This is a genomic window from Aggregatibacter segnis, from assembly GCF_003130075.1.
In the GTDB taxonomy this organism is placed as follows: domain Bacteria; phylum Pseudomonadota; class Gammaproteobacteria; order Enterobacterales; family Pasteurellaceae; genus Aggregatibacter; species Aggregatibacter segnis_A.
The window spans coordinates 15,390-28,037 of sequence record NZ_NRCW01000002.1 but is presented as its reverse complement, the minus strand read 5'-3'; the positions used below and the strand labels follow the sequence as shown (position 1 = coordinate 28,037).

The following is a 12,648-nucleotide window of genomic DNA, read 5'->3' as shown; positions in this document are numbered from 1 at the left end:
CTATCCTTCTTTAAATTTAAAATTTCGGAACAACGTTCGCTTTTTGAATGTTGCCAAACGCCAAAATCTGTTCTTGTTTATCAACAATCAACGTAATCATGTCATTTTCAATTTTAGCCAATTCACCTTGCCATTTTCGACGATCCGCTACAGGAATACGCAAATGCACCACAATTTCCTGTCCCACATAACGGGTATATTGCGCCAAAGTAAATAATGGGCGATCTAACCCCGGTGAAGACACTTCAAGGTTATATTTATCAGCAATCGGATCTTCCACATCTAACACTGCGCTCACTTGACGGCTTACATCGGCACAATCTTCTACTGTGACACCACCTTCTTTATCAATAAATAAACGCACGGTTAAATAACGACCGACACGTTGGCATTCAATGCCCCAAAGCTCGCAGCCGAGATCTTCTACCGAACCTTGTAATAAATCCTGTAATTTTTGTTCCAAAGTTGCCAAAACAACCTCCCTAAACGATAGACGTAAAAAAAGGGCTTACAGCCCAGTTTTTCAATAATTATCAACGTATTAAAAACAACGCGTTGATATTTAAACAACAAATTTATCGTATAAAAAAACCCCAAAATTGGGGTTCTTTTTACTGAACTTGTGATTGGTTGCGGGGGCCGGATTTGAACCGACGACCTTCGGGTTATGAGCCCGACGAGCTACCAAGCTGCTCCACCCCGCGTCTGAAATATGTGGCGTATTATAGTGTTCTAGAACACAAATAGCAAGATTTAATTCAGCAAAAGGCTGAGAAAAAACGGTCTGAAAATTCACCGCACTTTTAAAGACTAAACAACCAATCGTCTTTTTTCGGCGTTTGTAAGTAAAATCCTTTTTCTTTAATTTGCTGCAACACTTCCGTTTTATCGGCATTTACCAACGGTTTTGTACCAGCAAGATTAAACAACATGATAAAAACCGGTTTACCAAAAACCGTTAATAACGCTTCAGGTAACGCATCAAATTGATCGCGTTTTTCAATATAAAGATACATGCCCGCTTCTTTTGGGCTTTTATAAATAGCACATAGCATAATTTTGCTCCAATACAAGGTTCAAGTTGCCGATTTTGCAATAATTCATTATCATTAAGCAACTTTTTTCCTTGGAATTTCTTTATGGCTCAAGATATTATCGAACTACGAACAGGTCAATTTTCCGGTGTATTTATCAGTATCAATAGTTCAAGCTTGACCGCAATTAAGCGCGCATTGACAAAGAAAAGCAAAACTTCCCCTTCATTATTTAAAAATATTGAAGTGATTTTGCAATTCAATCCGATGCTGGAAAAAGTGAATTTAACCGAACTAAAAGCACTGCTTGCCGAATATCACATTCACGTCATTGGAGTTGCCGACTGGCAAAATCATCTACAAAGAGAATTAATTTTAACCGCCGATTTACCGATTCTAGGCAACATTGATAATCTTTCAGAAATACTTCCCGAACCTCGTAGTCTGCCGACAAAAGTCATAACCCACAATGTTATTGATAAACAGGTCATTTATGCGAAAAACAGTGATTTGATTATTCATGGCGACGTAGAACAAGGCGCTGAAGTCGCAGCAGACGGCAATATTCATATTTATGGCGAATTATTAGGGCGTGCCATGGCGGGGGTCAACAGTAATTCCGGTGCGATCTATACACAATATTTAGATGCCGAATTTGTGGCAGTAAATAGTCGTTTCTTACACAAAGAAAAAATCCCGACTGAATTCTTATATCGTTCAGTCAGGATTTTCGCCGAAAAGGATAAATTAGTTTTTATCCCATTCTAAAAGCAAGAAATCTGCCTTTTATTTATTTTCAGTGCGTTCTTTTACGGCTTCCTTCACTTCAGCCGCTTTTTCAGATACCGCATCCGCAGCTTGACTCACTTTCTCAGCTGCTGGATCTTTCATTTCACCTGCTTTAGTTGCCATTGCATCCATTTTTTCAGCTGCAGCTTCTTTTGCTTCAGTGACTTTCTCAGCAGCGGCTTCTTTCATTTCGCCAGCTTTTTCTGCCACAGCGTCTTTTGTTTCTTTGACAACTTCAACGGTTGCCGTTTTTACATCTTGTGCTGCACTGACTACCGTTTCTTTCGCTTCTGAAACACTGGCTTTAGCCTGCTCAACTTGTTGTGAAACTTTATTGTCATCACACGCAGTAACACTTAACACTGCACCTAAGACTAAGGCGGTTAATACTGATTTTTTCATAGTAGCTCCTAACAAATAAAAAAATAAACGCCTCACAAACCTATTTTGTAAGACGTTTACAGTGTGTAACAAAATGACGTAAAAAGGAATGTTTTTCAGTTCGTTTTACTGAAATATTTTATTTCTTTAACTTCAGCTCGCTGATTATTCAAATGAACCTCAACAATCGTAGCGGGATAAAAACTCGCCGGATTTCGACCGCACAATTCTTTCACAATATCACCGACCAAAGGCAAATGAGAGATCAGCAGGAGATTGCAATGTCCTTCTTTTTCCAACAAAGCCACATAAGAACTGACCAAACCGGAATCACCATAAGGCGTAATGCCTTCCCACACTTCCAATTTATCGGAAAGTTGTTGCTCAAAAACCTGATTAATCTCATCAAAGGTTTCTAAAGCTCGGGTATAAGGGCTCACCAAGACTTTATCGAACTCAAGTGCGGTGGATTTTAGCCACATTCCTTGAAGTCGGGATTGTTCCCTGCCGTTAGCATTAAGATGACGGGCTTTATCCGAGTTCGCCATTAATTCCGCTTCGCCATGACGCATAATAAATAAATGCATTTATAACGACCTTAAAGATTAATTGGCCTTCACCGCTTCCGCGATTTCTTCTGCACATTGCTGAGCCAATGCACCGTCTTCACATTCCACCATCACGCGAATCAACGGCTCAGTGCCTGATTTACGCAGTAAAATACGTCCTTTGCCGGCCAAGCGTTTTTCAACCTCTACAGCCACCGCTTTCACGGCATCGCTTTCTAATGGATTCTTACCACCGGCAAAACGCACATTAATTAATACTTGTGGGAATAATTTGACTGCATCGGCTAATTCGTTCAGCGACAAATGATGTTTTACCATTGCTGTCAACACGGCTAAAGAAGCGATAATGCCATCACCGGTCGTATTACGATCCGCAATAATAATATGCCCCGAGTTTTCACCGCCTAAACCCCAACCGCGTTCTTGCATTTGTTCCAACACATAACGGTCGCCCACATTGGCGCGCACAAACGGAATGGCTAATTGTTTTAAGGCAAGTTCAAGACTCATATTGCTCATTAAGGTGCCTACGACACCGCCTTGCAAACGCCCTTCGCGCAAGGCTTCACGCGCAATAATAAATAATATTTGGTCACCATCGACTTTATTACCGAGATGATCCACCATAATTAAACGGTCACCATCACCATCGTATGCCAAACCCACATCCGCTTTTACTTCTAACACTTTTTGTTGCAACGCTTTAATATCCGTTGCACCGCATTTTTCATTAATATTCATGCCATTCGGATGGGTGCCAATTTCAATGACTTCCGCGCCTAATTCACGCATGACATTCGGCGCAATGTGGTAGGTTGCGCCATTGGCACAATCCACTACTATTTTATATCCCTCTAAACTCAAGTGAGCCGGAAACGTACTTTTACAGAATTCAATATAACGGCCTGCCGCATCTTTAATTCGGCTGGCGCGACCTAGTTCGGCAGATTCAACACAGTCCATCGGTTGTTCCAACATCGCTTCGATAGCCTCCTCCACATCATCGGGTAATTTCGTCCCTTGTGTAGAAAAGAATTTAATCCCATTGTCATAATACGGATTATGGGAAGCGGAAATCACGATACCGGCTTCCGCACGGAAAGTGCGGGTTAAATAAGCAATCGCCGGGGTTGGCATTGGGCCGGTAAATGCAGCGGATAAACCGGCTGCCGCTAAACCGGCTTCAAGGGCAGACTCAAGCATATAGCCCGAAATTCGGGTATCTTTACCAATCAGCACGACGCGAGACCCTTGTGTGGCTAACACTTTACCTGCAGCCCAACCGAGTTTTAAAACAAAATCAGGGGTAATCGGATGGCTACCTACTTTTCCACGCACCCCATCAGTCCCAAAATATTTACGTTCAGCCATGTTTCAATTCCTTCTTAATAAAAATGTCATTTATTATTTTATACCGTCGTTCGTCTGACAGCACAATTACGCATTCTGTGTTGCAAACCAAATTTTAAGGGCATCGGCCGTTTCACCGACATCATGCACACGCAAAATGCTGGCGCCTTTCATCGCAGCAATTAATGCGGCAGCCACACTGCCCACGGTCCGTTGTTCTACAGGCTTATCCAACACGGCACCAATCATGGATTTACGGGAAATTCCCGCCAACACCGGATACCCTTGTTCACAGAAAACAGAAAATTGTTGTAACAAACAATAATTATGTTGCACGCTTTTGCCAAAACCAAAGCCGGGATCCCAGATCAGATTCTCTTTTTTGATTCCGGAAGCCAAACATTGTTCCGTTCTCTGTTGCATAAATTTTAAAACATCCGCCACCACATCATCGTAATGGGGATTGAGCTGCATTGTTCGCGGCTGCCCTTGCATATGCATAATGCACACCGGCAATGCCAAACGAACGGCAGTTTGTAATGCATCAGGTTCTTGTAAAGCGCGAATATCATTAATCAAATCCATGCCCACCTTAGCGGCCTCTTGCATCACCCGTGCTTTGGAACTATCTACCGAAATCCAACAATCGAACCGTTTTCTCACTGCCTCAACTAAAGGAACAACCCGCTCAAGTTCCTCTTCTAACGTCACCTCTTCTGCCATCGGGCGGGTTGATTCTCCCCCAATATCAATAATCGATGCGCCTTGATTCAACATCGTTTCTACTTGGAACAACGCCTTGTCTAATTGGAAAAATTTACCGCTATCAGAAAAAGAATCCGGGGTGAAATTGAGGATCCCCATAATTTTAGGGGTAGAAAGATCGAGTGTTTTATTATTTGCTGTTAATTTCATAGATTATTCGGTTACCGTTTAGGTAAAAAGTGCGGTGTATTATAAGAGAATTTCTATAGCCTGCCAAAAAGAAAGCATAAAGAAAGGAAGTTATTTATCACCCCCTTCAGAAAATCCCCACAAGCTCATTTGCCCTGAATGATGTTCTTCCGGCAACATGACATGCAAGCCAATTAAACGAATACTTCGCCCTTGTCTCCGCTGCCAAATTTGACTTAGCAGCTGTTGAAAATTTTCTCTCGAAAAAACTACCGCACTTTTTTCTAGAGTTGTCACCTGAAAATCTTCAAACTTGAGTTTCACGCCGATTTTTCTCAACTGTGAAAAAGGAATACTAACAGCAGAACGTTGCACGCGTTTTACTAATTGAGCATATAACTCATCCAACACGGCAATGCCCTGTTCCAAGGCAGTAATATTCGTCAATAATGTCGTTTCAACACCAATGGATTTACGCTCTCGATGAGGCTGAATCATTCGCTCATCAATACCATGGCTGTATGACCAAATTTGTTGCCCCATCTTACCCAATGCGTTTAACAAGATATGCTGATCAATTTTTTGTACATCTGCACAACATGCTAAGCCCATTTGCAGTAATTTTTCCGAGGTTACTTTGCCCACACCTGGAATTTTTTTAAGTGGCAAATGAGCAACAAACTCATCGACATCTTTGGGTTCAATCACAAATTGCCCGTTCGGTTTATTTTGATCAGATGCGATTTTGGCTAAAAATTTTAATGGTGCAACACCGGCAGAAGCGGTTAACCGAAGTTCATCCCAAATGGCTTGGCGAATATCTTGTGCGATCCAAGTTGCCGAACCGGAACATTTATCACAATCGGTTACATCTAAATAAGCCTCATCTAAAGAAAGCGGTTCAATGATTGTCGTATAACGCTGGAAAATTTGATGAATTTGACGGGAAACCTCGCAATATAGAGGCATGTTAACCGGCAGTAAAACCAAATGAGGACACAATTTTAGCGCCTGTGCGGTTGGCATTGCACTGTGTAGCCCAAACTTGCGGGCAATGTAATTACATGTTGTCAATACGCCTCGTTGCTCTGCTCTTCCACCAACAGCAACTGGCTTATCCGCCAATGTAGGATTTTCACGCATTTCAATGGAAGCATAAAAACAGTCCATATCAATGTGAATAATTTTTCTAGGCTTACAGGAAAGAGAATCAGACATAAAAAAGTGCGGTTAAAAAACATGTTACTTTCTAACCGCACTTTAACACAAATTACTGTATAAATAAACAGCATTTAATACGCAACATTAATTTGTTGCCCATCAGCAAAAACAACTTTCTCCGGAACAGCATAAATCATTAAATTTTCTTGCAAATTGCTAAACAAAGAACGATATTCTCCTGCCACTTTATTAAATGGAATGCGCAAATTAATATTAATCTTATCTCCTGCTGCCATTGATTGTTCAAAATTTAACGGCACGCTTTGTAAATGAATAATTTGCTTTTCATATGTATACACGCTTAACCATTGGAAAAATTTTATTGGTTTATCACTTTTGTTTTCAACAATAAATTTAACCAAGACATAAGCCTGATTATTGTCATCTACGGCAATATCTCGTCCTTCAAAACTCACCACCACATAATCTTGAAAAGCCCCAAAAGAAATATCTTGTACGTTTTGACTTTTCTTATCAACTTGCTCAGTTTGACTTAGTTTTCCTTTAGAATTTTTTTCTACTGCAAAAGCCATATTGGTTGCAAATATGAAAGATAAAAAAAGGGAGATTAATAATTTCATTCAAATACCTATATCCATAGTTGGAGAATTAACAAGCTGAGAGAACATATCGCACGAAATAAAAAGTAAAAAGGATAGATAAAATTCTATCCTTTTTATTATTTCAATCGTGCAATTTTATCTTCTACTTTTTGTCTTCATCTGCAATGCAAGCTGCTGCAGTGAAAAGTACATCGGTAGATGAGTTAAGTGCGGTTTCTGCAGAATCTTGTAAGATACCGATAATGAAACCAACCCCGATCATTTGTGCCGCCACATCATCAGAAATTCCAAATAGGCTACATGCTAATGGAATTAACAATAATGAACCACCGGCAACCCCGGAAGCACCACAAGCACACAAGCTAGCCACGAGACTTAACAGAATTGCACTACCGAAAGAAACCTCAATGCCTAAGGTATGTACTGCCGCAAGGGTTAAAATGGTGATCGTAATCGCAGCACCGGCCATATTAATGGTTGCGCCCAATGGGATAGAAACAGAATAAGTTTCTTCATCTAAATTTAGGCGTTTCGCTAAGTTGATGTTCACCGGAATATTGGCTGCAGAGCTACGGGTAAAGAATGCGGTTACACCACTTTCACGCAAACAAGTCCAAACGAGTGGATATGGATTGCGACGGATTTTCCAGAAAACTAAAACCGGATTCACAACAAAAGCAACAAACAACATGGAGCCGACTAACACGCTTAATAATTGAATATAGCCGCCTAATGCTACCAATCCTTTATCCGCTAATGTTTCAGAAACTAAACCGAATACACCGATTGGCGCAAATAAAATAACGACATAAACAATTTTGGAGACCGCTTCAGAAATATCAGAAATCACGGTTTTAGTTGCATCAGAAGCATGACGCAAGGCCAAACCTAAGCCGATAGACCAAGTCAATACACCAATGAAATTCGCTTTAAATAATGCATTTAGCGGGTTGTCCACCATATTGAAAATTAAATCCAACAATACGGTTCCAACGCCTTTTGGTGCAGCGGAAATATCTTCTTTTACTGATAATGCGACTTCTGTTGGGAACAAGAATCCTGCAATAACAGCAACTAATGCTGCTAAGAAAGTACCGACCAAATACAACACAATGATGGATTTCATGCTGGTTTTGGAGCCCACTTTCTTATTAGCAATTGCGGCCATAACTAAAACAAAGATCAATAATGGTGCAACAGCACGTAGTGAACGAACAAAAATTTGACCTAACACACCGACTTTTTCAGCCAAGTTAAAACCTAATGTCGGTTGTAACATAGGTGTAATGAGTGCGACCAAAATACCTAACACTAAACCAACAGCAATACGTTTGACCAAACTGCCTTGGAAGAAGAGTGAAATTAAACGAGACATATTCATAATAAGTTAACGAGAGTTATGCAATCACTTGCGGTTAATCTTAGAACCAAAACTGATTCCCCTAGGTCGATAAAGATAGCGGAATTTTTTGATAAAATAAATACGAACATTTAACTTTCATTAAGTTTGTAGAAATTTTGATAAATTTCTTTAGATTAAATTTAATAAACCTAATACTTTTTTAGAAAACAATAATTCCGACATTATCCTATCGAAAAAATAATTCAAAAATTTATTTTTTACCTGTTGACTTACTGGATATAAAAACAGTATATTTAACTGTATAAAAAAACAGTTTATTTTACTGAGGAGCAGATATGAACTACCACCACAACGTTGTTGCACAAAACGATCACATGTTTTCTTATCAACCCATTCCTTTTTTTGAAGATATGAAACAAGAAAATCGTAGTTTCAATAAAAAACTTGATCTCAACTTGTACTGCATTAAACGTCCTCAACAAACATGTTTTATTCGAATGACAAATCCCAATATGCTCGCCTGGGGAATTGAAGAAGGTGATATGTTGGTCGTAGAAAATAATGAGGAATTATTTTTAGACGAATTGATCGTTCTTGAAGTAAACAATGAATTTCACGTATATGAGTTTATTGCACACAACAACGGGGAATTTATTTTCTTATCTTTAGACTCTAAAATGGAAAATATTAAAACGACCAATTGGCGAGAACTACCGATTGTCGGCACCGTAACCAATGTCATTCATCAACTACAACGTAAAAATACACTCCGGTTTGCCGCCTAATAAAATAACTACCTGCATCTCAAATAAAAGAGCGGTCAAAAATGCTAACACTTTTGACCGCTCTTTTATGTTTCAGAAAAATAAACTTAAAGCACTCGACGAGATTGCGTATAAGTTCTTGCCCAGTAATCATCGTTTAATGACTCAATAATGACACCACGACTGGTACTGGAATGCATAAATTTATCGCCGCCAATATACACGCCAACATGCTTGTTTTTACGGAAAAAAACTAAATCACCAACTTTTAATTCACTTTTTTCAATTTTTGTGCCGACATGACGTTGTTCAGATGTAGAGCGAGGCAATGCTAAACCATAAGCTTTCAAGAAAGTCGTTTGCATAAAACCGGAACAATCAATGCCCCCTTTCGTCAGACCGCCTAAACGATAACGTGTACCTGCCCATTCTTGATATATGTTCGCAAGTTGTTTATCCATTACCTCAGAATATTGATGCGGTTTATTCGTTTTTAGTTGCGCATGAATTAATTGGTTTAACTGTTCTTGATCTTGTACTGAAGCAGCAACATTCTTTGTAGAATTTGAACATGCCGCCAAAACAAATAAAGGAACAATCATCAAAAATTTTTTAAACATAAACATTAAATTTTTTTATTTAAATAGAGATTCATTGACAAAATTTTTCTGGATCCTAGCGTAAAATGAAGAAAAAATCCAGAAAAAGCTCAATTTAATTTCATAAAATTCATGTTTTATCGCATATATAGTGCATAAAAAGAATTTTATGCACTATATATTGAATATTGAAGAGACTAGTTAGAGGTGTCTAATTCAGGGAAGGATTTCACCAAATCATCCACGGCTTTCATTTGTGCAACAAAGGCTTCCAATTTATCTAACGGTAACGCTGACGGGCCATCACATTTGGCTTTGTTCGGCTCCGGGTGAGCCTCTAGGAATAGACCGGCCAAGCCAACAGCTAAACCAGCACGGGCAAGTTCGGTGACTTGCGCACGACGACCACCCGATGCTGCACCAAACGGGTCGCGACATTGCAATGAATGGGTCACATCAAAAATCACCGGACAACCTTTAGAGACATTTTTCATCACGCTGAACCCCAACATATCAACAATTAAATTGTCATAGCCGAAGTTCGTGCCACGATCACACAAAATCACTTTATCGTTACCACATTCCGCAATTTTTTCCACGATATTGCCCATTTGTCCCGGACTTAAAAATTGCGGTTTTTTCACATTAATGATCGCACCGGTACGCGCCATCGCTTCAACTAAATCTGTTTGGCGAGCAAGAAATGCCGGTAACTGAATAATATCCGACACCTCGGCAACCGGTTGGCATTGATAAATTTCATGTACATCCGTAATGATTTTTACGCCGAATGTTTGCTTTAACTCAGCAAAAATCTTCAATCCCTGCTCCATGCCCGGGCCACGATAAGAATGAATGGAAGAACGGTTTGCCTTATCAAAAGAGGCTTTGAACACATAAGGTACGCCCAATTTTTGCGTCACTTCCACATATTTTTCACACACTTGCATTGCCATATCGCGGCTTTCGAGCACATTCATGCCGCCAAATAAGACAAAGGGTTTATCGTTGGCAATTTGAATATCACCTAATTGAATGCATTTATTTTGCATATGTCTTCCTTATTTATTTTCAGTTTGAGCCCAACAACCTAAGGTTACGCGCTCATTATTTCCGTAATCCCGTAAAGTTTCAATCGATGTCCAAAAATTCTCTTGGAAAATCGACCGCACTTTTTCCCCTTGTTGCCAACCGTGCTCCACCAACAGATAACCGCCTATCCGCATAAATTTCGGCGCATTGGCGATAATATGACGTAAGTCCGCATAGCCTTCCTCTTCCGCCACTAACGCCGACAAGGGCTCAAAGCGTACATCTCCTTGGGTTAAGTGTTCATCCTTTGCATCAATATAAGGCGGATTACTCACAATCAAATCAAATGTGCCTGTCACCTTGTCAAACCAATAGCTTTGTAAAAAACTGACGTCTAACCGATTTTTTCCCGCATTGGATGTCGCTAACGTCACCACATTCGGCATAACATCCACACCGATAACGTCCAACTGAATTTGCTGTTTTTGCGCAATCGGTTTTAATTCATATGCTAACGCTAAGGCAATCGCTCCCGTGCCGGTACCCAAATCTAAAATACGAAAACATTGAGAATCTTGACCGCACTTTTGTAACGCCTCTGTGGCAATCGCCACGGCTTTTTCCACCAAAATTTCGGTATCCGGACGCGGAATCAGCGTGCCTGCTGAGACATTTAATGGCAACGACCAAAATTCTTTTTCACCGAGAAGATAAGCGATGGGTTCACCTTGCAAACGGAGGGATAAAAGTGCGGTCAGTTTTTCTTGTGTTTTTTCATCCAGTCGTGTCTCACCAAAAGCCAAAATAAATGCACGTGATTTTTGTGTCACAAATTGCAATAACACCTGTGCATCAGTTCTGCCATTTTCTGTAGGATTCGCCTGATTTAACGCTTGCGCGGCTTGTTGCAGCCATTGTTGGTAGTTCATGTTTGTTTAATAAAAATGAACGAGCCGTTAAGCTCGTTCTCTCGTTAATTCTGTTCGGACAATGCCGCCAACTGATCCGCCTGATATTCGGTGATAATCGGCTGAATCAAATCATCAATTTTACCGTTCATCACTTCATCTAAGCGATAAATCGTCAAGTTAATGCGGTGATCAGTCACACGCCCTTGTGGGTAGTTGTAGGTACGAATCTTGTCAGAACGGTCACCGGAACCCAAAAGGTTACGACGGGTATCCGCTTGCTCTTGCGCCAATTTTTCCTGTTCTTGTTGTACTAAACGGGAAGCTAGCACGGATAAGGCTTTGGCTTTATTTTTATGTTGTGAACGCTCATCCTGACATTCCACTACCATGCCGGTTGGAATATGGGTAATACGCACGGCGGAATCGGTTTTATTGATGTGCTGGCCACCCGCACCGGAGGCGCGATAGGTGTCAATACGCAAATCTGATGGGTTAATTTCCGGCATTTCTGACTCCGGCAATTCCGGCATCACCGCAACAGTACACGCAGAGGTATGAATACGCCCTTGTGACTCGGTTTTCGGTACACGTTGTACACGGTGGCCGCCAGATTCAAATTTTAATTGACCATAGGCACCATCGCCGCTGACAAGGGCAATAATTTCTTTAAATCCGCCCTGCTCGCTTTCATTTTCACTCAGCACTTCAATGCGCCAGCGTTTAGTTTCTGCGTAACGGCTGTACATACGGAAAAGATCACCGGCGAAAATCCCTGCTTCATCACCACCGGTACCGGCGCGGATTTCAAGGTAGCAGTTATATTCGTCGTTCGGATCTTTCGGTAGTAAGAGAATTTGTAAATGTTGCTCAACTTCTTCCAGTTCGGCTTTGGATTCTTCAATCTCCATTTGTGCCATTTCTTTCATTTCCGGATCGTCAAGCAGGAGCTGTGCTTCTTCTAAATTGGCATTAAGCTGATTCCAACGACTAAAACTTTTCACCACGTCTTCAAGTTGCGAATATTCTTTGGAATAGGCTCTGAATTTATCTTGATCACTAATGACAGAAGCATCGCCTAGCAACGCTTCAAGCTCTTCATAACGTTCTTTTAAGCTATCTAATTTATTGATAATAGAGGGTTTCATTCTTTAACCTTCGAAGGAAAATGGAAAGGGAAA

The 12,648-nt window shown here is 40.5% G+C and carries 15 protein-coding genes and 1 tRNA gene; 2 read left to right on the top strand and 14 right to left on the bottom strand.

The annotated features are described in order from the left end of the window. Positions 1-16: 16 nt before the first annotated feature. The 3 genes from rimP to DK415_RS02105 all read right to left on the bottom strand — a co-directional run bounded on the left by rimP (position 17) and on the right by DK415_RS02105 (position 1,055). Positions 17-472, bottom strand: a complete 456-nt coding sequence (gene rimP, locus DK415_RS02115) for a ribosome maturation factor RimP (RefSeq protein ID WP_109432247.1) — start codon at positions 470-472, stop codon at positions 17-19. A gap of 155 nt (positions 473-627) precedes the next feature. Then, positions 628-704, bottom strand: a tRNA-Met gene (locus DK415_RS02110). A 99-nt stretch (positions 705-803) separates the two neighbouring features. After that, positions 804-1,055, bottom strand: coding sequence for a YcgL domain-containing protein (locus tag DK415_RS02105; protein ID WP_109432246.1), 252 nt, complete (start codon positions 1,053-1,055; stop codon positions 804-806). 84 nt (positions 1,056-1,139) lie between these two features. Here DK415_RS02105 and minC point away from each other — a divergent pair, with 84 nt between their 5' ends. Then, complete coding sequence (gene minC / locus DK415_RS02100; RefSeq protein WP_109432245.1) at positions 1,140-1,802, top strand: septum site-determining protein MinC; 663 nt, start codon at positions 1,140-1,142, stop codon at positions 1,800-1,802. An 18-nt stretch (positions 1,803-1,820) separates the two neighbouring features. Here minC and DK415_RS02095 read toward each other — a convergent pair whose 3' ends face one another. From DK415_RS02095 to sstT, 7 genes are all read right to left on the bottom strand, one after another. Next, entirely contained in the window at positions 1,821-2,225 is a 405-nt protein-coding gene (locus DK415_RS02095) for a hypothetical protein (RefSeq protein WP_109432244.1), read from the bottom strand. A 95-nt stretch (positions 2,226-2,320) separates the two neighbouring features. Beyond that, positions 2,321-2,791 (bottom strand): phosphohistidine phosphatase SixA, encoded by a 471-nt coding sequence (sixA, locus tag DK415_RS02090; RefSeq protein ID WP_109432243.1) that lies wholly within the window; start codon positions 2,789-2,791, stop codon positions 2,321-2,323. Positions 2,792-2,809: 18 nt separating this feature from the next. After that, positions 2,810-4,144: a phosphoglucosamine mutase gene (glmM, locus tag DK415_RS02085; protein WP_109432242.1), complete on the bottom strand. Its 1,335-nt coding sequence runs from the start codon at positions 4,142-4,144 to the stop codon at positions 2,810-2,812. 66 nt (positions 4,145-4,210) lie between these two features. Beyond that, entirely contained in the window at positions 4,211-5,038 is an 828-nt protein-coding gene (folP, locus tag DK415_RS02080; RefSeq protein WP_109432241.1) for a dihydropteroate synthase, read from the bottom strand. Between the two features lie 90 nt (positions 5,039-5,128). Further along, on the bottom strand, positions 5,129-6,235 hold the full coding sequence (gene dinB, locus DK415_RS02075; protein ID WP_109432240.1) for a DNA polymerase IV: 1,107 nt from the start codon (positions 6,233-6,235) through the stop codon (positions 5,129-5,131). Between the two features lie 74 nt (positions 6,236-6,309). Beyond that, a complete protein-coding gene (locus tag DK415_RS02070) occupies positions 6,310-6,819 on the bottom strand; it encodes a hypothetical protein (RefSeq protein WP_109432239.1) in 510 nt (169 codons plus the stop codon). Positions 6,820-6,943: 124 nt separating this feature from the next. Further along, positions 6,944-8,182, bottom strand: a complete 1,239-nt coding sequence (sstT, locus tag DK415_RS02065; RefSeq protein WP_109432238.1) for a serine/threonine transporter SstT — start codon at positions 8,180-8,182, stop codon at positions 6,944-6,946. A 317-nt stretch (positions 8,183-8,499) separates the two neighbouring features. On the opposite strand from sstT, the gene DK415_RS02060 reads away from it, so the two are divergent. After that, positions 8,500-8,949, top strand: a complete 450-nt coding sequence (locus DK415_RS02060) for a LexA family protein (RefSeq protein WP_048748903.1) — start codon at positions 8,500-8,502, stop codon at positions 8,947-8,949. Between the two features lie 86 nt (positions 8,950-9,035). Here the strand turns inward: DK415_RS02060 and DK415_RS02055 are convergent, their stop codons facing one another. The 4 genes from DK415_RS02055 to prfA all read right to left on the bottom strand — a co-directional run bounded on the left by DK415_RS02055 (position 9,036) and on the right by prfA (position 12,615). Next, entirely contained in the window at positions 9,036-9,548 is a 513-nt protein-coding gene (locus DK415_RS02055) for an NlpC/P60 family protein (RefSeq protein WP_109432534.1), read from the bottom strand. Between the two features lie 176 nt (positions 9,549-9,724). Then, entirely contained in the window at positions 9,725-10,579 is an 855-nt protein-coding gene (kdsA, locus tag DK415_RS02050; RefSeq protein ID WP_109432237.1) for a 3-deoxy-8-phosphooctulonate synthase, read from the bottom strand. A gap of 9 nt (positions 10,580-10,588) precedes the next feature. After that, complete coding sequence (gene prmC, locus DK415_RS02045; protein WP_109432236.1) at positions 10,589-11,488, bottom strand: peptide chain release factor N(5)-glutamine methyltransferase; 900 nt, start codon at positions 11,486-11,488, stop codon at positions 10,589-10,591. 44 nt (positions 11,489-11,532) lie between these two features. Then, positions 11,533-12,615 (bottom strand): peptide chain release factor 1, encoded by a 1,083-nt coding sequence (gene prfA, locus DK415_RS02040; RefSeq protein ID WP_109432235.1) that lies wholly within the window; start codon positions 12,613-12,615, stop codon positions 11,533-11,535. Positions 12,616-12,648: the final 33 nt, after the last annotated feature.